Annotated in this window: 27 protein-coding genes; 13 read left to right on the top strand and 14 right to left on the bottom strand. The window is 69.4% G+C overall.

Annotation, left to right across the window (positions count from 1 at the left end):
- Positions 1-149 precede the first annotated feature (149 nt).
- Both HNQ52_RS00560 and HNQ52_RS00555 read left to right on the top strand, forming a co-directional pair.
- Positions 150-701 carry an NUDIX hydrolase gene (locus tag HNQ52_RS00560; protein WP_425486438.1) on the top strand — a complete coding sequence of 184 codons (552 nt, stop codon included), beginning with the start codon at positions 150-152 and terminating at the stop codon, positions 699-701.
- Complete coding sequence (locus HNQ52_RS00555; protein WP_183958723.1) at positions 698-1,591, top strand: carboxylesterase family protein; 894 nt, start codon at positions 698-700, stop codon at positions 1,589-1,591. Before HNQ52_RS00560 ends, HNQ52_RS00555 begins: the two co-directional genes overlap by 4 nt.
- Positions 1,592-1,849: 258 nt before the next feature.
- Here the strand turns inward: HNQ52_RS00555 and efpL are convergent, their stop codons facing one another.
- The 6 genes from efpL to HNQ52_RS00525 all read right to left on the bottom strand — a co-directional run bounded on the left by efpL (position 1,850) and on the right by HNQ52_RS00525 (position 7,219).
- Entirely contained in the window at positions 1,850-2,413 is a 564-nt protein-coding gene (gene efpL, locus HNQ52_RS00550) for an elongation factor P-like protein EfpL (RefSeq protein ID WP_183958721.1), read from the bottom strand.
- Between the two features lie 103 nt (positions 2,414-2,516).
- The gene (locus HNQ52_RS00545) at positions 2,517-3,287 is read right to left on the bottom strand and encodes an SDR family NAD(P)-dependent oxidoreductase (protein WP_183958720.1); all 771 of its coding nucleotides are present in this window, start codon (positions 3,285-3,287) and stop codon (positions 2,517-2,519) included.
- 70 nt (positions 3,288-3,357) lie between these two features.
- Entirely contained in the window at positions 3,358-3,969 is a 612-nt protein-coding gene (locus HNQ52_RS00540) for a hypothetical protein (RefSeq protein ID WP_183958718.1), read from the bottom strand.
- A 74-nt stretch (positions 3,970-4,043) separates the two neighbouring features.
- Entirely contained in the window at positions 4,044-4,490 is a 447-nt protein-coding gene (locus HNQ52_RS00535) for a hypothetical protein (RefSeq protein WP_183958716.1), read from the bottom strand.
- A 129-nt stretch (positions 4,491-4,619) separates the two neighbouring features.
- A complete protein-coding gene (locus tag HNQ52_RS00530) occupies positions 4,620-5,795 on the bottom strand; it encodes a thiolase family protein (protein ID WP_183958714.1) in 1,176 nt (391 codons plus the stop codon).
- 326 nt (positions 5,796-6,121) lie between these two features.
- Complete coding sequence (locus HNQ52_RS00525; RefSeq protein ID WP_183958712.1) at positions 6,122-7,219, bottom strand: Glu/Leu/Phe/Val dehydrogenase; 1,098 nt, start codon at positions 7,217-7,219, stop codon at positions 6,122-6,124.
- 261 nt (positions 7,220-7,480) lie between these two features.
- Here HNQ52_RS00525 and HNQ52_RS00520 point away from each other — a divergent pair, with 261 nt between their 5' ends.
- The 4 genes from HNQ52_RS00520 (at position 7,481) to HNQ52_RS00505 (ending at position 15,412) form a co-directional block, all read left to right on the top strand.
- A complete protein-coding gene (locus HNQ52_RS00520; protein WP_183958710.1) occupies positions 7,481-8,059 on the top strand; it encodes a hypothetical protein in 579 nt (192 codons plus the stop codon).
- Between the two features lie 98 nt (positions 8,060-8,157).
- The gene (locus HNQ52_RS00515; protein ID WP_183958708.1) at positions 8,158-10,983 is read left to right on the top strand and encodes a WD40/YVTN/BNR-like repeat-containing protein; all 2,826 of its coding nucleotides are present in this window, start codon (positions 8,158-8,160) and stop codon (positions 10,981-10,983) included.
- A 288-nt stretch (positions 10,984-11,271) separates the two neighbouring features.
- The gene (locus HNQ52_RS00510; protein ID WP_183958706.1) at positions 11,272-14,808 is read left to right on the top strand and encodes a methylmalonyl-CoA mutase family protein; all 3,537 of its coding nucleotides are present in this window, start codon (positions 11,272-11,274) and stop codon (positions 14,806-14,808) included.
- Between the two features lie 46 nt (positions 14,809-14,854).
- Positions 14,855-15,412: a DUF3228 family protein gene (locus HNQ52_RS00505; protein ID WP_183958704.1), complete on the top strand. Its 558-nt coding sequence runs from the start codon at positions 14,855-14,857 to the stop codon at positions 15,410-15,412.
- A 23-nt stretch (positions 15,413-15,435) separates the two neighbouring features.
- Here the strand turns inward: HNQ52_RS00505 and HNQ52_RS00500 are convergent, their stop codons facing one another.
- Entirely contained in the window at positions 15,436-16,335 is a 900-nt protein-coding gene (locus HNQ52_RS00500; protein ID WP_183958702.1) for a hypothetical protein, read from the bottom strand.
- Between the two features lie 96 nt (positions 16,336-16,431).
- Here HNQ52_RS00500 and HNQ52_RS00495 point away from each other — a divergent pair, with 96 nt between their 5' ends.
- Together HNQ52_RS00495 and HNQ52_RS00490 are read left to right on the top strand one after the other, a co-directional pair.
- Positions 16,432-17,097, top strand: a complete 666-nt coding sequence (locus HNQ52_RS00495; protein WP_183958700.1) for an RNA polymerase sigma factor — start codon at positions 16,432-16,434, stop codon at positions 17,095-17,097.
- Positions 17,090-17,467 carry a VOC family protein gene (locus HNQ52_RS00490; RefSeq protein ID WP_183958698.1) on the top strand — a complete coding sequence of 126 codons (378 nt, stop codon included), beginning with the start codon at positions 17,090-17,092 and terminating at the stop codon, positions 17,465-17,467. The genes HNQ52_RS00495 and HNQ52_RS00490 overlap by 8 nt, the downstream gene beginning before the upstream one ends.
- A 6-nt stretch (positions 17,468-17,473) precedes the next feature.
- Here HNQ52_RS00490 and HNQ52_RS00485 read toward each other — a convergent pair whose 3' ends face one another.
- On the bottom strand, positions 17,474-17,794 hold the full coding sequence (locus HNQ52_RS00485) for a thioredoxin family protein (protein ID WP_183958696.1): 321 nt from the start codon (positions 17,792-17,794) through the stop codon (positions 17,474-17,476).
- Positions 17,795-17,865: 71 nt separating this feature from the next.
- Complete coding sequence (locus HNQ52_RS00480; RefSeq protein ID WP_183958694.1) at positions 17,866-18,576, bottom strand: rRNA pseudouridine synthase; 711 nt, start codon at positions 18,574-18,576, stop codon at positions 17,866-17,868.
- 143 nt (positions 18,577-18,719) lie between these two features.
- On the opposite strand from HNQ52_RS00480, the gene HNQ52_RS00475 reads away from it, so the two are divergent.
- Positions 18,720-19,271, top strand: a complete 552-nt coding sequence (locus tag HNQ52_RS00475) for an NADPH-dependent FMN reductase (RefSeq protein ID WP_183958692.1) — start codon at positions 18,720-18,722, stop codon at positions 19,269-19,271.
- Positions 19,272-19,293: 22 nt separating this feature from the next.
- On the opposite strand, the gene HNQ52_RS00470 is transcribed toward HNQ52_RS00475, so the two are convergent.
- Both HNQ52_RS00470 and HNQ52_RS00465 read right to left on the bottom strand, forming a co-directional pair.
- The gene (locus HNQ52_RS00470) at positions 19,294-19,974 is read right to left on the bottom strand and encodes a glutathione S-transferase family protein (RefSeq protein WP_183958691.1); all 681 of its coding nucleotides are present in this window, start codon (positions 19,972-19,974) and stop codon (positions 19,294-19,296) included.
- 253 nt (positions 19,975-20,227) lie between these two features.
- Complete coding sequence (locus tag HNQ52_RS00465) at positions 20,228-21,085, bottom strand: pseudouridine synthase (protein WP_246387446.1); 858 nt, start codon at positions 21,083-21,085, stop codon at positions 20,228-20,230.
- 258 nt (positions 21,086-21,343) lie between these two features.
- Here HNQ52_RS00465 and HNQ52_RS00460 point away from each other — a divergent pair, with 258 nt between their 5' ends.
- Complete coding sequence (locus HNQ52_RS00460; protein WP_183958687.1) at positions 21,344-22,201, top strand: PA4780 family RIO1-like protein kinase; 858 nt, start codon at positions 21,344-21,346, stop codon at positions 22,199-22,201.
- 16 nt (positions 22,202-22,217) lie between these two features.
- On the opposite strand, the gene HNQ52_RS00455 is transcribed toward HNQ52_RS00460, so the two are convergent.
- On the bottom strand, positions 22,218-23,018 hold the full coding sequence (locus HNQ52_RS00455) for an alpha/beta hydrolase (protein ID WP_183958685.1): 801 nt from the start codon (positions 23,016-23,018) through the stop codon (positions 22,218-22,220).
- Positions 23,019-23,113: 95 nt separating this feature from the next.
- Between HNQ52_RS00455 and HNQ52_RS00450 the strand changes: the two genes are divergently transcribed.
- Positions 23,114-23,575, top strand: coding sequence for a winged helix-turn-helix transcriptional regulator (locus HNQ52_RS00450; protein ID WP_183958683.1), 462 nt, complete (start codon positions 23,114-23,116; stop codon positions 23,573-23,575).
- Position 23,576: 1 nt separating this feature from the next.
- On the opposite strand, the gene HNQ52_RS00445 is transcribed toward HNQ52_RS00450, so the two are convergent.
- Positions 23,577-24,122: a gamma-glutamylcyclotransferase gene (locus HNQ52_RS00445; protein WP_183958681.1), complete on the bottom strand. Its 546-nt coding sequence runs from the start codon at positions 24,120-24,122 to the stop codon at positions 23,577-23,579.
- Positions 24,123-24,129: 7 nt separating this feature from the next.
- Positions 24,130-24,357, bottom strand: a complete 228-nt coding sequence (locus HNQ52_RS00440) for a hypothetical protein (protein WP_183958679.1) — start codon at positions 24,355-24,357, stop codon at positions 24,130-24,132.
- A 147-nt stretch (positions 24,358-24,504) separates the two neighbouring features.
- Here HNQ52_RS00440 and HNQ52_RS00435 point away from each other — a divergent pair, with 147 nt between their 5' ends.
- Positions 24,505-25,014: a DUF1993 domain-containing protein gene (locus HNQ52_RS00435; RefSeq protein WP_183958677.1), complete on the top strand. Its 510-nt coding sequence runs from the start codon at positions 24,505-24,507 to the stop codon at positions 25,012-25,014.
- 431 nt (positions 25,015-25,445) lie between these two features.
- Entirely contained in the window at positions 25,446-26,039 is a 594-nt protein-coding gene (locus tag HNQ52_RS00430; RefSeq protein ID WP_183958675.1) for a 2OG-Fe(II) oxygenase, read from the top strand.
- The last annotated feature ends 5 nt before the right edge of the window (positions 26,040-26,044 follow it).

Raw genomic sequence — 26,044 nt, 5'->3', positions numbered from 1 at the left:
GTTTCGAATTGTCGGTCCGGACGCGGGTCCGTTCCCCTAATCGATGCACCTTAACCTGCGCTGACACGCCCGGCAAGGCCGTGCGCTAGGACGACGCGGCGGTGTCGCCGCGGCATACTTCCTCCCCGCTCCGGAGGCGCCAACGCCCAGTGAACCCCGCTTTCGCCGACACCGCCGCGCAGATCAGACAGCACGCCGCACGTTGCCCGGCCGAGCGCGAGGTGGCTGCGCTGTTCCTCCGATTCCTCGCATCGGCTCCAGAGGTGTTCGAGCGCACGCACCGCGTCGGCCACTTCACCGCCTCGTGCTGGCTGGTGAGCGGCGACGGCCGGCGCGTGCTGCTGACGCATCACCGCAAGCTCGGCCGCTGGCTGCAATTGGGCGGCCATGCCGACGGCGACACGGACCTCGCCGCTTCCGCCTTGCGCGAGGCGGAGGAGGAGTCGGGCCTGGCCGGATTGACCATCGAACCGGACATCTTCGATCTCGACCGGCACCGCATTCCGGCCCGCGGCGACACGCCCGAACACTGGCACTACGACGTGCGTTACGTGGTGCGCGCCGGCGCGAGCGAAGCGTTCACCGTCAGCGACGAATCGCTGGCGCTCGCGTGGCGCGAGATTGCGGCGATGCCCGGCGATCGCTCGCTCGACGCATCGATGCGGCGCATGGCTGCGGCCTGGCTGGCGCGATCGGCATGAGTGCCGCGCGCGATGCACGCTTCGACGAGGAGTCGGGGATGGATCTGCAGGCGTGCGATCGGAACGGGAGCGTGTCGCCGCGGCGGCGTCTGCTCGCGGCGGGACTCGCCTGTGCGGGCCTGGGTGTCCTGCCGGGCTGCATGACGGTCGCCGGTCCGCCACCGTCGGCCGACGTATTCCTGCCACGCCGCGTGCGGCGCAACGGTCGCAGCGTCGCCTACCGCGTGTTCGCTCCGCGCCGCCGCGACGCGACGCTCGTGCCGGTGGTGATGTTCCTGCACGGCTCGGGCGAGCGCGGCGATGACAACGTGGCGCAGACGCGCTCGGGTCTGGGCCCGCAGCTGGCGCGCATGCCGGACTTCCCGGCCATCGCGGTGTTCCCGCAGGCGCCGCTCGAACGCAACTGGAGTGGCGATGTGGCCGCCGATGCGATGGCCGCGCTGGAGAACGCGACACGCGAATTCGGCGGCGATGCCGCGCGCACCTGCCTCACCGGGATGTCGCGTGGCGGCTACGGCGTGTGGGAACTGGCGCTGCTGCATCCGGCGCGGTTCGCGGCGCTGGTGCCGGTGTGCGGCGGGATCGAGAACCCGCCGAACTACGACGACCTGTTCGTCGCGCCGCTGCGCGGTGCGGCCGATCCGTACGCGGAGCTCGCGCGACGGTTGCATACGGTGCCGGCGTGGTTGTTTCACGGCGCACGCGACGATCTGGTGCCGCCGGACAACTCGCGACGCATCGTGGCGGCGTTGCGCGCCGCGGGCGGCACACCGCGCTACACCGAGTTCCCCGACGCGAACCACAACAGCTGGGATCCGGCGTACGCGATGCCCGAGCTGTGGGCGTGGGTGTTTGCGCAGCGGCTGGACAGCCGCAGTATCGTTCGCTAGCGACCGGTTGCGTCTGCTTGTGCCGTCCGGAGGAGGCGACGGCGGATGCACGACTTGACGCTCTTCCTTCTCCCGCCGGGAGAAGGTGCCGAAGGCGGATGAGGGACGGGCGCCGCAGTCCTTTCGCACCGCAATCATCCGCCGCGCGCATCGATTGCAGCGGACGTGGACCTGCGAGGTGATTCCCTCATCCGCCCTGCCGCGCACCTTCTCCCGCAGGGAGAAGGAAACGCCCGATGCGACCGTTCGCGGAGACCGTCACGCGCGCCCGGCAAACTCGCCGGTCACCGTGTTCACCCAGATCTTCTCGCCGTTGGTGATGTATTCGGGCACCTGTATCTCCAGACCCGTGCTGAGCGTAGCCGGCTTGGGCCGCTTGGTGGCGGTGCCGCCTTTGAGCTCCGGCGGCGTGTCGACCACCTCCAGCACCACGCTCTGCGGCAACTGCAGGCCGACGGCCTGGTCGTCGATGATCTGCACGAAGCTGCCGCCGAGGCCGTCGGTGATGTAGACGCCGTTGTCGCCGACGATTTCCGGGCCGAGCACGTACTGGGTGTAGTCCTCGTCGTCCATGAACACGAACGCATCGCCGTCCTTGTACGAGAACGTCGCCTGACGGCGCGCGAGATCGACCTCCTTCAGGTCGTCGTCGGCGCGCAGGCTCAGGTCGTACTTGGTCCCGCCGGGGATGCTGTACATCGTGAAGCGGAACGTGACGTTGCCGCCGCGCGCGGTCGGCGCACTGCGCTCGATGTCGCGCACCTGGTAGACGGTGTTGTTGTGTTCGACGACGTAGCCGCGCTTGACTTCGGATGCTTTCATTGGGAAGACCGGGAGTGGGGAGTCGGGAGTGGGGAATCGTTGAAAGCGGAGCGGGTGGGGCAGGAGTCGGGCGCTGTCGCGATTCCCGATTCCCGATTCCCGGTTACTTGGGCGCGAGCCGGATCGCACCGTCGATGCGGATGGTCTCGCCATTGAGGTAGCGGTTGGTGAGGATCCACGCCACCGCGTCGGCGAATTCGTCCGGCTGGCCCAGGCGGGGCGGGAAGGGTACCTGGGCACAGAGCGACTGGTAGACCTGCTCGGGCATGCCGTCGACCATCGGGGTGTGGAACACGCCCGGCGCCACGGTCATCACGCGCACGCCGATGCGCGTGAATTCGCGCGCCAGCGGCAGCGTCATCGCCACCACGCCGCCCTTGGACGCCGAGTACGCGACCTGGCCGATCTGGCCTTCGAACGCCGCGATCGACGCGGTGTTGACGATCACGCCGCGTTCGCCGTCGTCGCCCGGCGGGTTGTGCTGCATCGCGTCGGCGGCGGCCTTGGCGAGGTTGAAGGTGCCGATCAGATTGACCGCGATCGTGCTCGCGAAGCCCTTCAGCGGCATCGGGCCGTCCTTGCCGAGCGCGCGCCCGGCGCCGAGGATGCCTGCGCAGCCGATCGCGGCGTTGACGCCGCCGAGGAACTCCTTCGCCGCGACCACGTTGGCGGCAACGCTGTCCTCGTCGGTGACGTCGGTGCGGAAGTAGCGCGCGCGCTCGGCACCGAGCTCGGCCACGGCGGCGGCGCCCTTTTCGTCGTTGATGTCGAACAGTGCGACCTTGCCGCCTTCGACGACGAGCCGCCGTGCGACCGCAAGACCGAGGCCGGAAACGCCGCCGCTGACGACGGCGCGAACATCCTGCAATTTCATGTCGGAAAGATCCGTGTGCGCGAAACCGCCATTGTAGCGGGGCGCCGGGGGATGCGCCGCGGCGGGCGGCTCAGCGCGTGGCCGCTCCGTCGCCGGCGCGGCGGAAGCCGATGCCGTTGCTGGTGTCGAACAGGCGGTACTTGCGCAGCAGCGCGGCGGTGGCGGCGCTGTCGCCCGGGATGCGCACGGCGAGGGCGTTCTCGCGCGCGAGCAGTTCGCCGGCGATGTCCTTGTCGAGCACGCGATGCGCGAGCGCACGATGGCGCACCGCGTAGAGCGTCAGGCGGTCGCGGCCGGTGCTGGTGTACGAGAGCAGGTAGATGTCGCCGGGCCGGTCGAGCGGACTGGCCTGGACGTCGAACGCGGCGTGCGCCCATGCGGCATCGATCCAGAGATAGTGTCCGCCGGCGAGGCGGTCGGAACGCAGCGTGGTGCTTGCCGATCGCTTCACGCCGCCGTCGCTCGGTTGCTCGACGCGCAAGGTGCAGCTCGCGTCGACATGCGCGATCAGCTCGCCGTCGTGGCCGCCTTCGTCGCCTTCCGACACCCAGTGCCCCACCAGTGCCTTGTCGCACCGCGCGCTGGCCGACGGCGGCGACTGGAACACCGTGCGTTCGCAGCCGCACAGCACGAGCACGGCGGCGAGCCAGAGCGGGCGAAGGGCGGCAGGACGGCGGCGCATCGGTCGATCCTCGGGCTAGAACGGACGAAGGCGCGCAAGAGCGCGCCTTCGTGCTCGACGGGAGAGGCGGTCGATCAGCCCTCGCCGTCCTTCTTCTCGGCCGGCGTGGTGACGGCGGCATCGACCTTGTCGGATGCGGTCGCGGCGGCTTCCTTGGTGGCGTCGATCGCGTCGCTGCCGGCTTCCTTCATCGCGGCGCCGGCGTCCGCTGCCATGTCCTTGGCATCCGCAGCCACTTCGGCGGTGGCGTCCTTGGTCGCTTCCCACGCCTCGCCGGTCTTGGCGGCGACGTCGCTTGCGACCTCACCGGTCTTGGCCGCAGCGGCGTCCACCGCTTCACCGGTGGCGGCGGCGGCGTCGGAGGCGGCTGCGCTCACGGCGGCGCCGGCGTCCTTCGCCGCTTCCTTGGTGGCATCCACGGCCTGGGCCGCTTCCTGTTTTGCGGTTTCCTGCGATTGCTCGCTGCAGGCGACGAGGGTCAGGGCCAGGGCAGCGGCGAGCAGCGTCTTGTTGAGCGACATGTGCGCGAATCTCCGAGTTGATCGATGCGATGGGTCGATGTCGAGCGCGCCCCCTTGGCGCGTCGCACGACATCATCCCCCGCGCTCAGCGATCTTGCAAATTACAACCTCGCGGCAGCGGCTCGCCGGTCATGGACACTCGATCGCGATCGCTGTCGCTTCGCCGCCGCCGATGCACAGCGCGGCCACGCCGCGCTTGAGCCCGCGCGCGCGCAACGCGTGCAGCAGCGTCACCACCAGGCGCGCGCCGGTGGCGCCGATCGGATGGCCCAGCGCGCAGGCGCCGCCGTTGACGTTGAGCTTGTCGTGCGGAATGCCCAGCTCCTTCATCGGCGCCATCGCGACGCAGGCGAAGGCTTCGTTGACTTCGAACAGGTCGACGTCGTCCACCGTCCAGCCGGCCTTTGCCAGCACGTTGGAAATGGCCGCCACCGGCGCCGTGGTGAACCACTCCGGCGTCTGCGCGTGCGCCGCATGCGCCACGATGCGCGCCAGCGGCGTCACGCCACGGGCCTTCGCGTCGTCCGCCGACAGCAGCACCACGGCGGCGGCGCCGTCGGAAATGCTCGACGAGCTGGCGGCGGTGACCGTGCCCGTCTTGTTGAAGGCCGGGCGCAGCGACGGGATCTTGCCGATGTCGCACTTGCCCGGCTGCTCGTCGGAGGTCACCACCACGTCGCCCTTGCGGCCGGACACCGTCACCGCGGCGATTTCCGCGTCGAACGCGCCCGACTGCTGTGCCGCGAGGGCGCGCTTCACGCTCTCGGCCGCATAGGCATCCTGCGCCTCGCGCGTGAAGCCGAGCTTCTCGGACGTGGCGTCCGCGAACACGCCCATCGACTGCCTGTCGTACGGATTGGTCAGGCCGTCCCACGCCATGTGGTCGACGAGTTCGCCGGCCCCGTAGCGGATGCCGGTGCGCGAGCCGTTGAGCAGATGCGGCGCGTTGGTCATCGATTCCATGCCGCCGGCGACCACCACGCTGGCCGAGCCGGCCCGGATCAGGTCGCTGCCGAGCATGATCGCCTTCATGCCCGAGCCGCAGACCTTGTTGAGCGTGGTGCAGCCGGTGGAGGTGGGCAGTCCTGCCGCGAGCGCGGCCTGACGCGCCGGGGCCTGGCCCAGGCCGGCGGGCAGCACGCAGCCGACGATCGCTTCGCTCACGTCGTCGGCGGCGATGCCGGACTGCTCCAGCGCGGCGCGGATCGCGACCGCACCGAGCGCGGGTGTCGGCACGCCGGTGAACTGGCCGAGGAAGGATCCGATGGCGGTGCGCTTGGCACCGGCGATGACGACGTCGGTCATGGTGACACTCCGGTTCGTGGAGCCCAGCAGATGGGGCCTGAACCCGCAATTTCAGCACCGATGATGCGGCGCCGCAAATTGGTCGTTGGGGTGGGGTGGTGCGGGGACGCAGGCGCGGACGAGGAATCGGGAGCACCCCCTTCCGCCTGCCGGCACCTTCCCCCGCTGCGCGGGAGAAGGAACGCTCCGATGTAGGTGCGGGACAATCCTCACCGTCTTCGCTGTCGCAGCCATCATCGAAGGAATCCTTCTCCCGCGTAGCGGGGGAAGGTGCCGGCAGGCGGAAGGGGGCACGCGCAGAGCGCCGCCTCACCCCACCGCAAACCTCACTGCCCGCGCATGCGCCCCAGGAACTTCGGCTGCGCCCGCCCCATCGGCAGCTTCAACCGCCCAATCTTCTGGATGCGCTCCTCCGCCATGCGGTCCGCCGCCATGTAGGTCGGAATGCTGTCGCGCCGCGCGATCTCGAAGATGCGGCCGACGTTGTAGTAGATCGTGCGCATCATCCGCAGCGCGCGCTCGCGGTTGTAGCCGTCGATCTCCAGGCTGATGTTCATCACGCCGCCCGCGTTCACCGCGTAGTCGGGCGCGTAGAGGATGCCGCGTTTTTCCACTTCGTCGCCGATCGCATTGGAGGCGAGCTGGTTGTTGGCCGCGCCGCAGATGATCTTTGCCTTGAGGCGCGGAAGGGTCTGCTCGTTCACCGTGCCGCCGAGTGCGCACGGCGAATACACGTCGGCGTCCACATCGTAGATCTCGTCGGTGCCCACGGCCTCGGCACCGAGGTCCACGGCCTCGTCGATGCGGTTCTGGTGGATGTCGGTGACGAACACCTTGGCGCCTTTCTCGCGCAGCAGCTTGACGAATTCGAGGCCCACATGACCTAGGCCCTGTACCGCGAAGCTGCGTGCGCCGACATCCTCGTCGCCGAACTTCGCCTGCAGCGAGGCCAGCAGACCCTGCATCGTGCCGTAGGCGGTGAACGGCGACGGATCGCCCGAGCCGCCGTGCACCTGGTGCACGCCGGTGGCGAAGTCGGTTTCCTTGAGGATGTACTCCATGTCGTTGACGTCGATGCCCACGTCTTCGGCCGTGATGTAGCGTCCGCACAGCGAATCGACGAAGCGCCCGAACGCACGGAACAGCACTTCGGACTTGTCCTGGTGCGGATCGCCGATGATCACCGCCTTGCCGCCGCCGAGGTTGAGCCCGGCCACCGCGTTCTTGTAGCTCATGCCGCGCGACAGGCGCAGCACGTCGTCGAGCGCGGCCTGTTCGTTTTCGTACGGCCACATGCGCAGGCCGCCCAGCGCGGGGCCGAGCACGGTGCTGTGCACCGCGATGATCGCCTTCAGGCCGGCGTCCTTGTTGTGGCAGAACACCACCTGCTCGTGACCGAACGTACCCAGGGTTTCAAACAGCATCGTCGACTCCGTGTCTGCGCGGCGAGCGCCGGACGAGATGTCATCCGGTTTCGCAGAAAGTTGTTGCAATCTAATGATTGGAAAAAGAAAACGGCCGATTCCCGGAGGCGGGCCGGTCGCGGTGGGCGCCCAGTCTAGTGCAACGGCCCGGCAAAGCCATGTCCCGATGCGGTGCCCCGCGCCGTACCGTTTTGCGTATGTGCGCCACCATGCCGGAGCGCGCACGACAGTTCCTTCGTCCACCCGACCCGGAGTCCACCGATGCCACAGTTCGCCACCGCCGTGCTGGTTCTCGCCACCCTGTTTGCGTCCGCTGCCCATGCCGATGCCCGCGACGAGGTCATCGCGGCGTTCGACACGGCGCTCGCGAAGCGGGCCTATCACGTCACGATGGTGACCCAGGTGCGCGGCAAGCCCTACGAAACCCGGACCGCGGTAAAACTGCCCGGAAGCTTCCACATGACCAATCCGGATTCGGAAACGATCGTGCTGCCGGGCGGCAGCTGGATGCGCACTGGCAACGAGTGGATGCGGCTGCCGATGGACATGAGCCGCCTCGTGCAGAACATCACGTTCGAGTCGATGAAGGACGGCGAGCGCTACGTGCAGGACGTGCAGGCCACCGGCGAGGAGACCATCGACGGCTGCGTCTCGAAGGGCTACCGCTACGTCACGGATGGCAAGTTCATGGGATTCAAGGCACGCAGCACGGTGGAGCTGTCGGTCTGCGGCGACACCGGGCTGCCGATCCGCATGATCTCCACCGACGCCAAAGGCAAGAACCGCACGGAACTGCGCTACGACTTCGTCACGCCGGTCGACATCCGCGCCCCGGGCTGACGCCGCACGCGCCCGGCTGCCGTGACGATGTCGGAGCCCGGCGCGTTTCCACGTAAGCAGGTTCCAGATTCCGCACTGTTCCGCGTCCGGAGGACGAGATGCGCAAGACACAACGATGCATGCTGGCGCTGCTGGCCGCCGCCGCGGGCGTGGCCCAGGCCGGCCCCGGGGTCTGGACGACGACCGGCCCGGAGGGCGGTGCGACGATGCAGATCGTCGTCGATCCGACCGCCCCCGGCACCCTCACGCTCGCCGCGCGCGGGGGTCTGTACCGCAGCACGGACGGCGGCGACAGCTGGAGCCGGTTCGAGGACGGACTGCTCTACCAGTACCCGTACGGCCTGGTCGCGTCCGACACCGGCGACGCGATGTTCGTTGCGCCCGATGCCGGCACGCTGTTCCGCAGCAGCGGCGGCGCAGGCTGGTCGCCGACCGGTCTGTCGCTGCCGCCCGGCGCCTACCTGCTGGACCTGTCGCTGCGCGCCGGCGGCGACCAGCATCTGGCGCTCGCGACCTCGGTCGGCGTTCTGACCAGCGGCGACGGCGGCGCGAGCTTCGCGCCCGCCGCGGGGACGGGCCTGCCGGCGGGTGTGGACATGGCGCGCATCGAGCACGCCGCGGGCAGCCGCCTGTACGCCGCCTACGGCCAGGCGGTCCCGCCGTTCACCGCGCAGGTATTCCGCAGCGACGACAACGGCGGCACGTGGACGCCGACGGCCGACCTGCCGGGATTCGCCGGCTTCGTGTCCTACGGGGACGGCGACCTCGAAGCCGCGCCCGCGGACGCCGATCGCATCTACTTCGCCAGCAACGGCGCGGTCTATCGCAGCAACGACGCCGGCGGCTCCTGGATCGAATGCGCGACAACGCCCGGCAACCACCGGCAACTGGCCGTCGATGCGGGCGATCCCGACAGGCTGTGGCTGGCGACCGGCGAGGCGCTCGCGTCGAGCACCGACGGTTGCGCCACCTGGACCCTGCACGGCAGCGGCCTCAGTGCCGACGGCACGCGCCCCGATGCGCTCGTGACGGTGGTGCCGGCGTCCGGTTTTCCGGTGGACGACCGGGTCTGGGTCGGCACCGAGCACGGCGGCGTGTATCGCAGCGACGATGCCGCCGCCACGTTCTCGGCGATCAACACCGGCATGATCAGCAGCAACGTCCGCGCCATCGCGGTGCATCCGCTCGCGGCGTCGCGCATCCTGGTCGGCTACGGCGATGCCACTTCGCCGTCGGCCACGCTCTGGCGCAGCGACGACGGCGGCGGCAGCTGGACGCGCTCCAACGGCGGACTCGACGCGGTGCAGCTGCGCGGTCTGGCGATCGATCCCACCACGGCCGCCACGACGGCGACCACGCACGTCTATGCGGTCGGCAGTTCGCGCCGGCTGGGCGTGGCGCCGGATCCGTCCAACACCGACGGCGGCATCTACAAGAGCACGGACGGCGGCGTGACGTGGAGCACCATCGACGCCGGCCTGCCGGCCACGTATTTCGGCACGCGCTACATCGGCACGGTGCGCAACATCGTGCTCGATCCGCGCTCGTGCGCCTCGCCGCCGGCAAGCGGCCCGTGCACCGCCGGACCGCTGCAGACCGCGTACGTCACCGCCAGCGGCCGTGCGAACCACACTTCCGGCGTGTACGAGGCCGCCCGGGTTTACAAGTCGACCAATGCGGGCCTGACCTGGGCGGCGTCGGACATCGGATTGCCGCTGCCGTCGCTCGCGGGACCGTGCCCGACGAGCCAGATCGCGGTCCCGCTGGTCATCGATCCACGCTCGCCGGACACGCTGTACCTGGGGCTCACGCTCAACCAGACCGATCCCGCATGCCCCGAACCCACCGTCGCGAACGGCATCTTCAAGTCCACCGACGGCGGCGCCACGTGGGTGCATGCGAGCGGCGGGCTTGCACGCGTCGGTGGTCCGGGCAGTTCGCACTACAACGTGCTGGCGCTGGCGATGGACCCGAACGACTCGGACGTGCTGTACGCCGGCGGCTACCGCGACTCCTACGACTTCAGCGGCGGCCGCGTGTTCAAGAGCATCGACGCGGGCGCGTCGTGGAGCGAGGTCAGCGTCGGCGTCGCCGGTGCCGACGTGCGTGCGCTCGTGGTCGATCCATCGGATTCGGACACGGTCTACGCCGGTGTCGGCGGCGGTTCGCCGGCCGATCCGAGCGGGGTTTACCGCAGCACCGACGGCGGGCTGACGTGGAATTCCTTCAGCATCGGGCTGCCCGTCGACGCGGCCACCGCGCTGACCGTGGACCCGCACGACGCCACGCGGCTGCTCGCCGGCACACCCGGCGGGCTCTGGGAATTCACCCAGGTGGCCGACGAGGACAGCGACGGCGCCGTCACGTCGGTCGAAGACGCCGCGCCGAACGGTGGCGATGCGAACGGCAACGGGGTGCAGGACGCGGGCGAGTCGGACGTGGCCTCGTTCTTCGGCATCGCCGACGCTGCGCCCGGCCGCGGCGCGGCGCCGCCGCCCGCCATCACGCTCGATGTCCTGCCGCTCGCCGGCACATGCGCGCGCATCAACAACGCCCACGCGATCGCCGGCGGCCGCCTGCCGCACGATGTCGCGCGCGGCGTGGCGGCGACGCTGTTCGACCGCGGCGTGCTGCGTTTCGAATTGCCGGACTGCGAACGCGCGCGCGTGACCGTCACCTTCCACGGCGCGGACGACAGCGATCCGGACTGGGTCTGGCGCAACTACGGTCCGCTGCAGCCGGGTGTTGCCGGCTCGTTCGGCTGGTACACCTTCGCCGGCGCGAGAAAGATCGCGGCGGACACCTGGGAGCTGACGATCGATGCCGGCGAGCGCGGCAACTACCGCGACGACGCAGCATCGATCCTGTTCGTCGGCGCGCCGGGCTTCGTCGACATCCATCTGTTCGGCGACGGGCTCGAATGATTCTGGCCAGCGCGGACGCCCGACACGGCTGACCGACGCCGGGGCGACATTCGTCCTCGTTTGCTGCGCGCCTCGTTCCGTCGTCCCGGCGAACGCCGGGACCGAGTGACGTTGCTCGCGTTGCCTGTGTCGCAAGAACGCGAAAAGTCGCTGGCTCCCGACGAACGCCGGCACGACGGCGTGGAGGATTTCGTTCTTCTCCGAGCGGCCGCGAGCACGCGCCCGGACCAGGGCGCGAGACCACTCGCGCTACAATCGCTGTCTCGACGCTTCCCGAGTCAGCCAGCGATGAGCACCACCGCCTCCAGCATCCCAGCCATCGCACCGGCCACCACGCCGCTGCGCTTCGTCACCGCCGCCAGCCTGTTCGACGGCCACGACGCGGCCATCAACATCATGCGCCGCCTGATCCAGTCGCAGGGCGCCGAGGTGATCCATCTGGGCCACAACCGCAGCGTCGAGGACGTGGTGCGCGCGGCGCTGCAGGAAGATGCCGACGCGATCGCGCTGTCGAGCTACCAGGGCGGCCACGTCGAGTACTTCAAGTACATGGTCGACATGCTGCGCGAACGTGGCGCCTCGCACATCCGCGTGTTCGGCGGCGGCGGCGGCACCATCACGCCGGAAGAGATCCGCGAACTGCAGGCCTACGGCGTGGAGCGCATCTACCACCCGAACGACGGCATGCACATGGGGCTGGTGCAGATGATCGAGGATGTCGTCCGTCGCACGGCGACAGGCCGGGATTCGTCATTCGCGATTCGTGATTCGCAGGAGCGCGCTGCCGGTATGCCTTCGCTCGATGATGAGATCGGGATAGGCAGGGTGCTGAGCGCGATCGAAGACGGCGCCTTTTCCGAAGCCGAACTCGCGATGCTGCGCAAAATCTGGGCGAAGCGCGTTACCGAGTCACGAATCACCAATCACGAATCTCAACGGCCGGCAACGCCGGTCGTCGGCATCACCGGCACCGGCGGGGCCGGCAAGTCCTCGGTCACCGACGAACTGCTCAACCGCTTCCTCGCCGCGTTCCCGCAGATGCGGATCGCCGTGATCTCGGTCGACCCGACGCGCCGCCGCACCGGCGGGGCGCTGCTCGGCGACCGCATCCGGATGAACTCGCTGCGCAGCAGGCGCGTCTACATGCGATCGATGGCCACGCGGCGGCAGCACGTCGCCACCAACGCCGTGTTGCGCGACTGCATCGCGTTCCTCAAGGGGCTGGACTACGACCTCGTCATCGTCGAAACCGCGGGCATTGGCCAGAGCGATTCGGAGATCGTCGATCTGGTCGACTTCCCGATGTACGTGATGACCAGCGAGTACGGCGCCGCGAGCCAGCTCGAGAAGATCGACATGCTCGACTACGCCGAGCTGATCGCGCTCAACAAGTACGACAGGCGCGGCGCCGAGGACGCGCTGCGCGACGTGCGCAAGCAGTGGAAGCGCAACCGCGTGGCGTTCCAAGTGCCGGACGAGCAGGTGCCGGTGTATCCGACCATCGCCAGCCAGTTCAACGATCCGGGCGTGAGCTGGATGTTCGTCAATCTGTGCCGGCTGCTGCGCGAGAAGCTGCACGTCGGGCACGGGCGCTGCAATTTCGAACCGTCGCTCGACACCTCGCTCAAGGAACCGCGCGCCACCGTGCTGATCCCGGGCGCGCGTGTCCGTTACCTCGCCGAGATCGCCGAGCAGGGCAGGGCGATCAACGCGTCGATCCGGAAGCAGGCCGACGCCGCCAGCCGCGCGCAAAGCTACTGGCAGTCGCTGCGCGACATCGGCGAGGACGCGCTGCCGGCGGCGCTCGGCATCTACGCATCCGCGGACATCGCGCCGGGCGCCGTCGACGACCGCGCGCTGCTGACCCTGCGCCAGCGCTACAACGATGCGGTGCAGTCGCTCACGAACGACAACCTCAAACTGTTGCGCGATTGGCCCGAGCGGCTCAAGTCGATCACCGACGAACACTTCACCTACGAAGTGCGCGGCAAGCAGATCACCGGCGACAACTACCGCACGTCGCTCAGCCACCAGCAGATCCCGAAGATCGCGGCGCCCACCTACACCTCGTGGGGCGAACTGCTGGTGTTTCTCGGCAAGGAAAACCTGCCGGGCAGCTATCCCTACACCGCGGGCGTCTATCCGTACCGCCGCAGCGGCGAGGACCCGATCCGCATGTTTGCCGGCGAAGGCACGCCCGAGCGCACCAACCGCCGCTTCCATTACCTGAGCGTCGGCCAGCCGGCGGCGCGGCTTTCCACGGCGTTCGACTCGGTCACGCTGTATGGAGAGGACCCGGCGCCGCGTCCGGACATCCACGGCAAGATCGGCAACTCCGGCGTCAACATCCCGACGCTCGACGACATGAAGAAGCTCTACTCGGGCTTCGACCTCTGCGCGCCGACCACGTCCGTCTCGATGACGATCAACGGTCCCGCGCCGATGCTGCTCGCGATGTTCATGAACACCGCCGTCGACCAGCAGGTCGAGCTCTACCTGCAGGAAGACCCGCAGCGCTGGGCGCAGGCACAGGCGAAGATCGACGCATGGTTCGACGGCAAGCCGCGGCCGCGCTATCACGGCGACCTGCCGCCGACAAACAACGGCCTGGGTCTGAAGCTGCTCGGCATCACCGGCGATCAGCTGCTCGACGCAGACACCTATGCACGCATTCGCGCCAGGACGCTCGCCACCGTGCGCGGCACCGTGCAGGCCGACATCCTGAAGGAAGACCAGGCCCAGAACACCTGCATCTTCAGCACCGAGTTCGCGTTGCGGATGATGGGCGACATCCAGCAGTTTTTCGTCGACAACAACGTGCGCAACTTCTACTCGGTGTCGATCTCCGGCTACCACATCGCGGAGGCCGGCGCGAACCCGATCTCGCAGCTCGCCTTCACGCTCTCCAACGGCTTCACCATCGTCGAGTACTACCTCGCGCGCGGCATGAAGGTCGACGACTTCGCGCCCAACCTGAGCTTCTTTTTCAGCAACGGCATGGACCCGGAGTACACCGTGATCGGCCGCGTGGCGCGCCGCATCTGGGCGCGCGCGATGCGCGAGCGTTACGGCGCCAACGAACGCAGCCAGATGATGAAGTATCACATCCAGACGAGCGGTCGCAGCCTGCACGCGCAGGAGATCCAGTTCAACGACATCCGCACCACGCTGCAGGCGCTGTACGCGCTATTCGACAACTGCAACAGCCTGCACACCAACGCCTACGACGAAGCCATCACCACGCCGACGGAAGAATCCGTGCGGCGCGCGGTGGCGATCCAGATGATCATCAACAAGGAACTGGGCCTGAACTTCTGCGAAAATCCGTGGCAGGGCAGTTTCATCGTCGACAAGCTCACGGACATCGTCGAAGAAGCGGTATACAAGGAATTCGAGGCGATCAGCGAGCGTGGCGGCGTGCTCGGCGCGATGGACACGATGTACCAGCGCGGCAAGATCCAGGAAGAATCGATGTACTACGAGCACAGGAAACACGACGGCTCGCTGCCGCTGGTGGGTGTCAACACCTTCCTGCCGAAGGAGCATGGCGGCGACATCGTCACGCAGATCGAGCTGATTCGCTCCACGCCCGAGGAAAAGAACCAGCAGATCGACAACGTGGCCCGCTACCAGGCGCTGCGCAATCCGCTGGCCGGCGGCGCGTCTCCGTCATCCGGCGACGATGGCCTGCGACGGCTGCAGGCGACGGCGCGCGAGCGGCGCAACGTGTTCGCCGCGCTGATGGACGCGGTGAAGACGCACAGCCTGGGTCAGATCAGCCACGCGCTCTACGACGTGGGCGGCGAATACCGGCGCAACATGTGATGCGTCCGGATCGCGCCCTGCCTCCGCCTTGCGCCTGCGAGCCGCCGTGTCCATCGTCCTGACGCCCTTCGCCCGGGCCCGCCTGTTTCCGGTCCAGCCGCGCCGCAACACCATCCAGGACGTATCGGCCGAGGAGTTCGAGACGCATCTCAATACCGTGACGCCGCAGGCGGTGCTCGACGGCTACGCGCCGTTCTGCAAGCTGCATGTGCATCGCAACTGGACGTCGACACGCCTGCTCGCCATGCCGATCACCGCCGCGAACCGGCATTTGCTGCGTTCGGCGTACGAAGCGCGCACCGCCGACGAGTTGCCGATGCTGGTGCGGTGGTTCGAAGGCGTGGACCCTCCGGTGGCCGATTATCTGATCGCGATCCTCTACAGCCGCGAGCAGCTCGCGCGCGAGGGCACGGCGATCGATGCGTCGTGGGGCGTGGTCGGCTGCATGTACACGGCGCAGCCGCAGGAAACGCCGATGGCGCCGATCACGATGCTGCGCAATGCGCTGGGCGTGGAAGAAGGCGGCTCGGGCGTGCCGATCGATCGCGCGGCCTACCGCCGCGCCGTGGCGTTCTGGGACACGCACGCCAACTGGCGCGGCTAGCCGTCGCCGGGCGTTCGCATTCGTCAGTAGAACGCCACGCCGGGCCGCAGCACGCACTGGAAGACGAGGAGCAGGGCGGTCGCCGCGATCAGTGGCGCCGCGATCGACGGTGCCGCGATCGACTGCGGAGCAGGCGCCGCATTCACCGCCACGCGCCCGCGCCACGCGCCCGCAAGCATCCACGCAAGGCCTGGCACGGTCACGAGCACGGGCAGCAGAACCACCTCGATCGCCTCGCGCGGTACGCGGAACGGCACGATGAGTGCGATCGCAAGCAGCGCAGGCAGCGCCGCGGCGAGCGCGACGAAGCGCGTGCGCCCGGCCGCGCCGGCGACGTCCGCCGGGGTCGCCAATCCGAGCAGCGACGGCAGCAGCCACAGCGCGAACGCGCCGATGCAGGCCAGCGCAACAAGCGCGAGCGCCGTCGTCGTGGTCGGTTGCAGACCGAAGAACGCCATCGCCATGCCGACGTCGCTGCGTTCGCTCAACGTGCCGATCACCACCTGCGGCAGGGCCATCAGCACGCCGCAGTACGCCATCCACAACAGGAACAGGCGCATGCCGGTACGACGCACGCGGCTGCTGCGAAGCAGCCAGGCGCACGCCATGCCCAGCACCAGCGTCGCGGCCGCGCCCGTGCCCTGGAACAGGCGCGCGAGCGGGTGTTCGCCGTCCCAGCCGTGGTTGTTGTGGAACAGCGTCGGTCGCAGCCCGGGCGTCAGTGCCTTTGGCACGACGAGAAACAGTTCCTGCACGAAAAACGTCAGATTGAACGCGAGGGTGTAGTGCAGCATCGAAGCCACGCTCAGGCGCCACGACCAGGCCGGTGTCGGCACGTCGTTGCGCGAGGCGCGCCGCACGCCGGCCAGCCCCAGCAGCAGCGGCGCCACGACCAGCAGCACGAACACGGCGATCCACAGCATGCGTCCATCTCCGATCCGTCCGCGTGCGAAGCGCCGCGCGCGGCACGGCCGGGCAGTGTAACGACTCCGGCATGCCACGCCGCAACGCAGCTGCCGATGGCAGAATCGCGCATGGACATCGACACCATTCACGCGCTGCGCCGCATGGCCACGCGCGTCACCGCCAGCGCCGCGGACGCCGACGATCTGGTGCAGGACGTGTTGCTGGCGTCGCTGCAGTCCCGGCGCAACGACTTGCCGTGGCTCACCGGCGTGCTGCAGCGGCAGGCCGCGCTGGCGGTGCGAAGCGCGGTGCGGCGGCGCAGGCGCGAACAAGCGGCGGAGGTGCCGGAGGACGGCAGCATGGAGTCCGCTCCGCCGGACGCGGCCGCACTGCTGGCGCTGTTGCCGCCGGCGGCGCGCCGCGTCGCGCTGCTGGCACTGCATGGACTGGACGGCAGCGAAATCCGCTGGATCCTCGCACTGTCTCCGGCCGCGTTTCGCCAGCGCCTCACCTCGATCCGCAGGCGCCTGAGCACGCTCGCGCCGTCATTGCGTGCGCAGGCGCTCGCGCTGGCCTATGTGCGCGACCCCGCACGCAGCGTCGATCTGCAGTTCGGCCTCGTGCGGCGCGCGCTGCGCGCGGCCCTGGCCGACCGGCCCGGACTTGCCACGCACGACTGCGACGGGCATCTGCTGGTGATCCGGAACGATGCTCACACCGGGGCCCCGTCCGGCAACAACGGCACGGGACCACACCGAAGGAGGATTTCCCATGCTTGATAACTGCAAGGTCGGCGCCATCGTCTTCTTCGTGCGCGCGCTCGACCGCACCGTGGCGTTCTACCGCGACACGCTCGGCCTGCCCGTGCAGGCGATGGACGGACACGACGGACCGTTCGCGATCGCGCAACTGGGCCAGGTGACGCTGGTGTTCATCGTGCGCGAGGTGCCGGTGGGGCAGTCGCCGGTGGTCGTGTTCGGCCTCGACGGCGGGATCGACGACTACGCCGATGCGCTGGCCCGGCGCGGCGTCGAGATCGTGGTGCCGGTCAGCGAGAGCCCCGACGGCGGGCTCTCGCTCGATTTCGTCGACCCGGACCGGAACATGCTCAGCGTGTACCAGCCCGAAGGCGCGCCGCGCCGGCGCTGATCGGCCTCACGCGGACGGCAGCAGGCCGGCCACCGCGTCCACGGTGGCCGGTCGCACCGCGCGGGCGAGTTCGACGCCGTCGCGCACGGCGATCAGCGTCGGCCACAACTTGACGCGGAAGCTGCGCCCCAGCGGCCGCCCGGGACCGTCCTCGATGCGGATGTGGCGCACCTGCGGCATCGGGGCGAGCGCCTGCGCAACGAGCGGTTGCGCGGCGCGGCAGTGGGCGCACCACGGCGCGCCGAATTCGAGCACCGTGAGGCCGGGCAGGGCATCGACCTGCGCGCGTGAGGGTTCGACGGTGGCGTACGTGTCCGTGAACGGCATGGCGGTGATCTCCGGCAGCGGTCGCACAGGATGGTGCGGGCGGCATGAATCGCGTCCCAGCGCACGCACCGTCAGAACCGATCCCCGGGCGGCAGGTAACGCCATTGGCCCGCCGGCATCTTGCCCAGCACCACGCGGCCGATGCGGATCCGCCGCATCGCCACCACGTCAAGACCCACCTCGCCGCACATGAAACGCAGCTGTCCGGGCTGCACGTCCTTGAGCGCGAACCGCAGGCGCACCTCGTTCTGCCAGCTCACCTTCGCCGGTTGCAGGATGCGGCCGCGGTAGCGCAACCCCGTCCCGAGCCGGGCGAGGCCGTACACCGCCATCTCGCCGCGGATCTCGACGATGAACTCCTGTTCGAGCGAGGCGACATCCTCGCTCAGGCGCCGCACCACGCGACCGTCCTGCGACAGCACCATCAGGCCGTCCGCATCGGCATCGAGCGGCATCAGCGGCACCAGCCGATGGAGATGCCGCCCGAGCGGCCGCACGCCCGAGCGATCGTCCGCGGCATGCGCGGCGGCGGTCGCCAGCGCAGCCGCGGCGACCGAGTCCACGCCCGCCGGCTTGTGCAACAGCAGCGTCACGGGCGCGATGGCGTCCGGCCGAGCCTGCGGATCCACGCTCACCCGCTGCGTCGATACCATCGCCTGACAGGCCTCGACCACGGCGTCGTCGACGCGCACCCAGCCGCCCTCGATCAGCCGCTGCGCTTGCGCGCGCGAACAGTGCCGCAGTTCGGCCACGCGTTTGTCCAGGCGGATCGGTGCGGTCATCGCCGTGTCGCAGAGGAGGCGGTCCAGTGTAGTGATATCGCCGGCCGATGGCGGCTGCGGCGTGAACACGGCCGGCCCGCTCGGCGTCGCCGCCGGCGTGCGCAGGTATGCTGACGCACCCGACCGCACCGGAGACCGCCCGCATGAGCACCCGCAAGATCGCCGTCCTCGTCGGCAGCCTGCGCCGCGAATCCTTCAACCGTCGCCTCGCGCTGGCGCTCGCCCGTCTGGCGCCGGAGCAACTGGAGTTCGACCTGCTCGAACTGGGCGACCTGCCGCTCTACAACCAGGACGACGACGCCGACCAGGCCGCATCGGTCAAACGGCTCAAGGCGCAGATCGCCGCAGCGGACGGTCTGCTGTTCGTCACGCCCGAGTACAACCGCTCGATTCCGGGCGTGCTCAAGAACGCCATCGACCATGCCTCGCGCCCGTACGGCAAGAGCGCCTTTCCGGGCAAGCCGGCGGGCGTCATCGGCGTTTCGATCGGCGCCATCGGAACCGCGCTCGCGCAGCAGCATCTGCGCAACGTGCTCGCCTATCTCGACGTTCCCACGCTCGGCCAGCCCGAAGCCTTCGTCCAGGCCAAGGACGGACTGTTCGACGACGACGGCAACATCGGCGCCGACAGCCGCAAATTCCTGCAGGGCTGGATGGACGCGTACGTGAAATGGGTGAACCTGCACGCACGCTGATCGATGCGTTCCGGGAGGCGCCTCAGTCGCGGTCCGGCGCACCGAGCGGAAACCACGCGCGGTACGGCCGCGCCTCGTCCACCGCACGGGCGAACGAGGGGCGCGCCAGCAGCCGCTTGCGGTACGCGATGACGTTGGCGAAGGTCGGATCGATGCGCCGCGTCCAGTCCGCGTAGAACAGCGCCGGCGCGGCCGCGCAATCGGCGAGGCTGAACGCGTCGCCGGCCGCCCAGGTGCGCCCGGCCAGGCTGCGGTCGAGCCAGGCGTAGGCCGTGTCGAGCATTTCGCCGGCCTCGCGCACACCGCGCGGATCGCGTTCGGCCGCGGGGCGCAGGGCATCGAACACGAATTTCTGCTGCGGGGTCGCGATGTAGTTGTCGAAGAAGCGATCCATCGTCCGCACCTCCAGTGCCGCCGCAGGGTCGGCCGGGAGCAGGCGCACCGGGCCCGGATGGTGGATCTGGAGGTGCTCGATGATGATGCTCGCCTCGACCACGGTGCGACCCGCGTCCACCAGCATCGGAAACCGCCGCAGCGGCCAGCGCGACGCGAGTTCCTCCTGCGTCGCCGGATCGTCGCCCGACAGCAGCCGCCACTCGAACGGCGTGTCGTTTTCGTACAGCGCGATGAGCACCTTCTGGCAATACGACGAAAACGGATGCGCATAGAGCTGCGGCGGCGCGGTGCGGGGTGTCTCGGACATGCGTGGCTCCTGACTGGACGGACGCGATCTGCGCGTTGGAGTATCGACGAACAGGACCGCCTCCGATCGACACGCCGCCGCGCCGGCATTGCGGCAACCACTTCAGCGCCTCAGGCGCAGGGCGATCCGCGCCACGACCGTGCGGCCGCGAGGCGGGGATGTTTCACGGGACGGGTCCGGAAGGCCGCGTCCGGTCGGCGGTGCGCAAAGGGCGACGGCCATCGCGGCCGCTTGCACGCGATGGGGCGGCGTCTCAATCCGGGGTTTGCGACAGCGACAGCGACAGTGCGCTGCGGAAGTCCCGCCGCCGTCCGTCCAGCGGATCGTCGAAGCACAGGCCGGCCGCGAGCAGGGCCAGCGGTCGCGCGAAGTCGTCGGGTGTGTCCCGCGGCGCGGGCTCCGGATAGACGGCGTCGTTCGCAATCGGTGCGCCGAGCCCCGCCATGTGCACGCGCAACTGGTGCTTGCGCCCGGTCACCGGCTCCAGCGCGTAGTGCCACAGCCGCGGTCCGCGCGTCAGCACGTCGATGCGCGTCTGGCTGTTGGGTTCGCCGCCGGTTTCGCACATGCGGAAGAACGGGTCGCCGCGCACGATGCGCGAACGCCGCACCAGCGGAAATGCAAGCTCCCGCAACGCCGGCGCGAGTGCCTCGTAGCGTTTCCCCATCCGGCGATCGCGGAACAGCGCCTGGTAGGCATCGCGCGTCGCCGGATCGGCCGAGAACAGCACCAGGCCGGCGGTGGCGCGATCGATCCGGTGCAGCGGCACGAGATCGCGGTTGCCCGTCTCGCGCACCAGCCGCGCCAGCAGGGTGTCGCGCGCGAACCGCCCCGCCGGCGTTACCGGCAGCCAGTGCGGCTTATCGGCCACCAGCAGATGCGCATCGGCGAACACGATGGCGTGTTTCACCGGGATGTCCGCTTCGTCCGCCACCTCGCGGAAGTAGCGCACCTGCGCCCCGACCCGGTACGGCGCACAGACGGGCAGCGGCCGACCGTCGCCATCGAGCACGCGACCGCGCGCGAACCTGTCCTGCCACACGGCGCGCGGAATCGCCGGAAACCGCGCGCACAGGCATTCGAGCACGCTGCTCCACGGTCCGGGCGGCAACTGCAGGCGGCTTGGATTAACGCTGTCCAGCGCGGGCCTCCGGAACGGCGGGTCAGTGTAGCGTCCGGTCGCCGGCCGTGGGCCAGCGGTGGATGTCATTCAAAAACAATTTGATAGGACTATTTCATCAAGTGCTTTCGCAGGTCCGTCTGCCGTCCCGGCCTCGCCAAACCACGGTGGCCGCGCCGATGTGCCCGGTCCTGGCACGCGTGCATCGTCCATACTGTTTCATTCCCCGCACCGGACCCGATGTTGCCGATGAAGACCCCGAAAGGACTGCAGCCGCTGATCGACGACGGCGTCATCGATGCCGTGCTGCGTCCGCTCAAGAGCGGCAAGGAAGCCTCGGTCTACGTGGTGCAGTCCGGCGACGACGTGCTGTGCGCGAAGGTCTACAAGGACATGGCGCAACGCAGTTTCCAGTCGCGCACGGTGTACCAGGAGGGCCGCAAGCTGCGCGGCAGCCGGCAGGCGCGCGCGGTGGGGCGTGCGACCAAATTTGGCCGGCGCGAGCAGGAAACGGCCTGGAAGAATGCCGAAGTCGACGCGCTGTACCAGCTGGCCGATGCCGGGGTGCGCGTGCCGCGCCCGCGCGGATTCTTCAACGGCGTGCTGCTCATGGAGCTGGTCACCGATGCCGACGGCTTCAGCGCCGCGCGGCTGGGCGAGGTGGAGCTGACCGCCGAGCAGGCCCGGGCGTACCACGCCACGCTGATGCGCGACGTGGTCCGGATGCTGTGCGAGGGCCTGGTGCACGGCGACCTGTCCGAATACAACGTGCTGGTGGCGCCCGACGGCCCGGTCATCATCGATTTCCCCCAGGTCGTGACCGCCGCCGGCAACAACATGGCCCGGTCCCTGCTGCTGCGCGACGTGCACAACCTGCGCGACACGCTCGCGCGCTTCGCGCCGGACCTTGCCTCCACGCACTTCGGCGAGGAGATGTGGGCGCTGTACGAACGCGGCGAACTGCAACCCGACACGCCGCTGACCGGCACGTTCGTGTTCGACGACCACGCCGCCGACGTCGATGCGGTGATGCACTCGATCCACGACGCGCGCGAGGAAGCGCTGATCCGCGAGCAGGGGCGGGCGGCCGCGGCCGAAGCCGACTGAGCCCGAGCGGCGGATCCTAGCGACGCAGGAAGCGCAGCACCGTTTGCGCCACGCCCGCGTCCCGCAACAGCCGCGCGTGGCCCAGGCCGTCGGTCGCGTGCAGTGCGGCGCCCGCGATCTCTGCGATGCGGCGGCCGTCCGCGAACGGCACCACGCGATCGCCCCGATCGTGCACCACGAGCACCGGCGTGCCGCTGTCGCGTGCGAAGTGGGCGATGTCCAGCTGCGCGGCGGGCACGCCCGTGCGCCGCTCCATCCATGCCACGAAGCGCGCCGTGGCCGCCGCCGGCAGTCCGATCGAGCGTGCGATCCGCTCCAGGACGTCGACGTAGGCCGACGGTGCCGCCACCACGACTGCACGTTCGGCGCACAGGCCGCGGGCGAGGGCATGCATGACCGCGCCGCCGCCCATCGAGTGACCGATGACACCGTGCAGTGGACCCAGCTCCGGTGCGCTCTCCAGCAGCGCGTCGGAAAACGCCACCGGATCGGCGCGCCGTCCGGGCGAGCGGCCGTGCGCCGGTCCGTCGAGGGCGATCACCTGGAACCCGGCCGCGCACAAGCGTTCCGCCAGCGGCGCGAACTGCGCGGCCTGGCCGTCCCAGCCGTGCAGCGCCAGCACCCGCGGCCCCCGATCGCCCCAGCGCAGTCCCGCCAGCCCGAAGCGCAGCGTGACCGGCTCGGCGCCGGGCGGCACCGCCGCAAGAGCGCGGCGGCGGCGCGGGGTGGTGGCAAGGCGCACCGCCAGGCGTGCGGCCATGTCGGGGAACAGGGTGCCAAGCAGCTGGCCGTACGGTCGGATCGCGGATGCGCTCATGGGAACTCTCGCGGCAGAAAGGTTGCACGATGCAACCGATTCCAGCGTAGCCCGATTCGGTTGCCATTTGCAACCGGAATGGGCAAGCTGCCGGCATGAAACGGACCACTTTCGATGACGACCCGTGCCCGATCGCCCGCTCGCTGTCCGTGCTCGGCGAGCGCTGGACCCTGCTGATCCTGCGCGAGGCCTACCGCGGCGTCCGCCGCTTCGCCGACTTCGAACGCGAGCTCGGCATCGCGAAAAACGTGCTGAGCGCGCGGCTCAAGGCGCTGGTGGAATCGGGCGTGCTCGACCGCACGCCGTCGAAGGACGACGCGCGCTCGATCGAGTACCGCCTCGGGCGCAAGGCACGCGAACTGTTTCCGGTGTTGATGGCGCTGGCGCTGTGGGGCGAACGCTGGGCCTGCGACGGCAAGTCGCCGCTGCGTTTCCGCAATCGGCACAGCGGCGCCGCGCTGGCGGCGGTGAAGGTGTTCGACGCGGAGGGCATCGAGGTGCAGGCACGCGATGTCGCGATGGAACGCGTGCCGGCGGACGGCGCAGCCGCGGCCTGACTCAGCGCCGGCTCCGGTCGAGCAGCGCGCGTTCCAGGTCGAACACATGCGGGTCGTGGGCGTCGAGCTCGCGCAACGCCTGCGCGAGCCGCAGCAGATACTCACGGTTGCTGCCGCTGGGGCCACGCGACGCCGCGATATGCTCTGCGATCGACCGGTCCGACGCCGGCCCGAGCCAGGCCTCGTTGCCGGGGTCGGCCACGTACACCACGCAGCTTGCGCGGCTGCCATCGTCGAACTCGACCGTGTCCGCCATGCGCACGTAGCCGTTTTTTTCGCGGTGGTCCAGGTGCGTGAACACCGACGGCGTGATGCGATAGGCGACACCGCGGCAGACCGCGCCCGGTTCGCGCACCAGGGTCGCCACGCGGCCGGGCGCGTCCGGCGTGCCGCGGTGGTCGTGCGAGCCCTGCCAGAAGCGGCGCGCCCAGCCGTGCAACTGCGCCGGGCGGCGTTCGAGAAATTCGAAATCGACCTTGTAGATCAGCGAGCCGTAGCCGAACAGCCAGACGGCCGCGGTCACCGTGGAGGGATGGCCGTCGTGCATTCGCGACTCAGTGCGGGTCGCGCCAGAGGCGAAACGCGACGATCGATGCCAGCACACCGAGCTGCGCCAGCCCGACGCCGAGCATGCCGCCATCGAGTCGCAGCATCACGAACAGCGACACCACCAGCGAGACACCGCCCCAGAGCAGGCCCGAGCTGCCTTCCTCGTCGCCTGCGCGGTAGAAAAATCCGGCGCACGCAAGCGCAAGCACAAAGGCGAAGGAGTAGATCGGCATGATCGGTTGCGGCGAGCCGGTGCGCGTCAGCCGGCATGGTGCCCTGCGCGCGACGTGTCTGGCAAAGTCCGCGCGCGGCCGGCGCTTGGCGGCGGGTATCATGCCGGATTCATCCCGCGCACCCGCTGCGCCCGTCCGGAGTTGTCGATGTCGCTTTCCATGCACCAGGCCAGCGTGCCCGTCTTCGAGCAGATGCTCGGCAGTCTCGATGCACTGCTTGCCATCGCGCAAACGCACGCGATCGAGCGCAAGATCGAACCGTCCGCCCTGCTGCAGGCGCGCCTGTTTCCCGACATGTTCCCGCTGCTGCGACAGGTGCAGATCGCATGCGATTTTGCGCGCGGCGTGTCGGCGCGGCTTGCGGGTGTCGAGGTGCCGTCGAACGAGGATCGCGAGCAGGGATTCGACGACCTGCGCGCCCTGGTGGGCCGCACGCGCGCGTTCATCGGCGCGCTCGACGCAAACGCGTTCTACGGCAGCGAAGCGCGCGAGATCGTGCTTCGGCCCGGTACGCCGAAAGAGCGGCGCCTTGCCGGCGATGTCTATCTCACTCGCTACGGACTGCCGCAGTTCTTCTTCCACGTCACCACCGCGTACGCGCTGCTGCGCCACAACGGCGTGAGCGTCGGCAAGCGCGATTACATGGGGACGTACTGACGGGAGCCGGAGGTACTGACGGGAGCCTGCGCCTCGCCGGCGCGGCGCGGACCGCCAGCGATCGGAGCGGGACGCCGCCGTTGCGGCGGCGTCCGCGTGTTACTTGTTCTTCTTCTTTTCCTGCTTGGCGGCGCGTTTTTCCTTCAGCGTCTTCTCCGGTTTCTTCTTTTCGGCTTTCTTCTGCTCCATGCCCTTGGCCATGGTGCGCGCTCCTCGAGGGGTGGGTTGGCGTGGCGTGGCGTGGCGGCGATGCCGTCGTCCACGTGCGATTTCTATCGCGAACGCGCGCCGGACGCCAGCATCGCCGTCGCACCGGCCGGGCGTCGGGGCCCCGCGCGTGCGAGCGCGCCGGCAAGTCCACGGCCCGCGCCGCCGGTCAAGTGGCGACGGGCGTCTGGTTGCCTGTCGGGTCTGCCGCTATCATCCCTGCGATGCAGCAACGTGATTTTTTCGGCATCTACGACGGCGCGCTCGATGCGGAATTCTGCCGCGCCACCATCGCCCGCTTCGAGGCCGATCCGCACAAGATCGTCGGCAAGGTCGGCGACGGCACCGCCGAGGGCGCGGTGCGGCCAGACATCAAGGGCACGACGGAAATCATGCTCAATGCGACCCGCCCGGACTGGGGCGACGTGCTCGCCCGCGCCACCGCATCGCTGCGCGCCGCGCTGCCGCGCTACATGGCGAAATGGCGTCCGGCGTTTCCGGTGGACATCCGCGCCGAGGATTTCCGCATCGCGCGCTATCTGCCCGGCCAACTGTTCAACTACCACTCCGACAACATCGGCGGCAGCGTCACGCGCGTGATCACCGCGCAGTGGTATCTCAACGACGTGGCCGACGGCGGCGCCACCGAGTTCCCGTGGCAGAACATGGCGGTGCAGCCGCGCGAGGGCAGGCTGATGCTGGCGCCCGTCGGCTGGACCTACCTGCACCGCGGCGCACCGCCGGTGAGCGGGCCGAAATACATCATCATCACCCAGCTGCACCAGGTGCTGTCGCCCGCGCATGCCGTGATGGGCTGACGCTG

Source organism: Chiayiivirga flava, assembly GCF_014202825.1.
Classification (GTDB): Bacteria; Pseudomonadota; Gammaproteobacteria; order Xanthomonadales; family Xanthomonadaceae; genus Chiayiivirga; species Chiayiivirga flava.
The sequence above is the reverse complement of the archived record's forward strand: the minus strand, read 5'-3'. Positions and strand labels throughout refer to the sequence as shown.

Bases quoted from the DNA above. Each gene is read 5' to 3' on its own strand.
- HNQ52_RS00450 (WP_183958683.1), top strand. From the start codon at position 23,114: ATGAAACGGACCACTTTCGATGACGACCCGTGCCCGATCGCCCGCTCG.
- HNQ52_RS00460 (WP_183958687.1), top strand. From the start codon at position 21,344: ATGAAGACCCCGAAAGGACTGCAGCCGCTGATCGACGACGGCGTCATC.
- HNQ52_RS00435 (WP_183958677.1), top strand. From the start codon at position 24,505: ATGTCGCTTTCCATGCACCAGGCCAGCGTGCCCGTCTTCGAGCAGATG.
- efpL (WP_183958721.1), bottom strand. From the start codon at position 2,413: ATGAAAGCATCCGAAGTCAAGCGCGGCTACGTCGTCGAACACAACAAC.
- HNQ52_RS00535 (WP_183958716.1), bottom strand. From the start codon at position 4,490: ATGTCGCTCAACAAGACGCTGCTCGCCGCTGCCCTGGCCCTGACCCTC.
- HNQ52_RS00500 (WP_183958702.1), bottom strand. From the start codon at position 16,335: ATGCTGTGGATCGCCGTGTTCGTGCTGCTGGTCGTGGCGCCGCTGCTG.
- HNQ52_RS00480 (WP_183958694.1), bottom strand. From the start codon at position 18,576: ATGACCGCACCGATCCGCCTGGACAAACGCGTGGCCGAACTGCGGCAC.
- HNQ52_RS00495 (WP_183958700.1), top strand. From the start codon at position 16,432: ATGGCAGAATCGCGCATGGACATCGACACCATTCACGCGCTGCGCCGC.
- HNQ52_RS00490 (WP_183958698.1), top strand. From the start codon at position 17,090: ATGCTTGATAACTGCAAGGTCGGCGCCATCGTCTTCTTCGTGCGCGCG.
- HNQ52_RS00540 (WP_183958718.1), bottom strand. From the start codon at position 3,969: ATGCGCCGCCGTCCTGCCGCCCTTCGCCCGCTCTGGCTCGCCGCCGTG.
- HNQ52_RS00440 (WP_183958679.1), bottom strand. From the start codon at position 24,357: ATGCCGATCTACTCCTTCGCCTTTGTGCTTGCGCTTGCGTGCGCCGGA.
- HNQ52_RS00510 (WP_183958706.1), top strand. From the start codon at position 11,272: ATGAGCACCACCGCCTCCAGCATCCCAGCCATCGCACCGGCCACCACG.
- HNQ52_RS00555 (WP_183958723.1), top strand. From the start codon at position 698: ATGAGTGCCGCGCGCGATGCACGCTTCGACGAGGAGTCGGGGATGGAT.
- HNQ52_RS00430 (WP_183958675.1), top strand. From the start codon at position 25,446: ATGCAGCAACGTGATTTTTTCGGCATCTACGACGGCGCGCTCGATGCG.
- HNQ52_RS00445 (WP_183958681.1), bottom strand. From the start codon at position 24,122: ATGCACGACGGCCATCCCTCCACGGTGACCGCGGCCGTCTGGCTGTTC.
- HNQ52_RS00515 (WP_183958708.1), top strand. From the start codon at position 8,158: ATGCGCAAGACACAACGATGCATGCTGGCGCTGCTGGCCGCCGCCGCG.
- HNQ52_RS00525 (WP_183958712.1), bottom strand. From the start codon at position 7,219: ATGCTGTTTGAAACCCTGGGTACGTTCGGTCACGAGCAGGTGGTGTTC.
- HNQ52_RS00485 (WP_183958696.1), bottom strand. From the start codon at position 17,794: ATGCCGTTCACGGACACGTACGCCACCGTCGAACCCTCACGCGCGCAG.
- HNQ52_RS00520 (WP_183958710.1), top strand. From the start codon at position 7,481: ATGCCACAGTTCGCCACCGCCGTGCTGGTTCTCGCCACCCTGTTTGCG.
- HNQ52_RS00470 (WP_183958691.1), bottom strand. From the start codon at position 19,974: ATGTCCGAGACACCCCGCACCGCGCCGCCGCAGCTCTATGCGCATCCG.
- HNQ52_RS00545 (WP_183958720.1), bottom strand. From the start codon at position 3,287: ATGAAATTGCAGGATGTTCGCGCCGTCGTCAGCGGCGGCGTTTCCGGC.
- HNQ52_RS00530 (WP_183958714.1), bottom strand. From the start codon at position 5,795: ATGACCGACGTCGTCATCGCCGGTGCCAAGCGCACCGCCATCGGATCC.
- HNQ52_RS00455 (WP_183958685.1), bottom strand. From the start codon at position 23,018: ATGAGCGCATCCGCGATCCGACCGTACGGCCAGCTGCTTGGCACCCTG.
- HNQ52_RS00475 (WP_183958692.1), top strand. From the start codon at position 18,720: ATGAGCACCCGCAAGATCGCCGTCCTCGTCGGCAGCCTGCGCCGCGAA.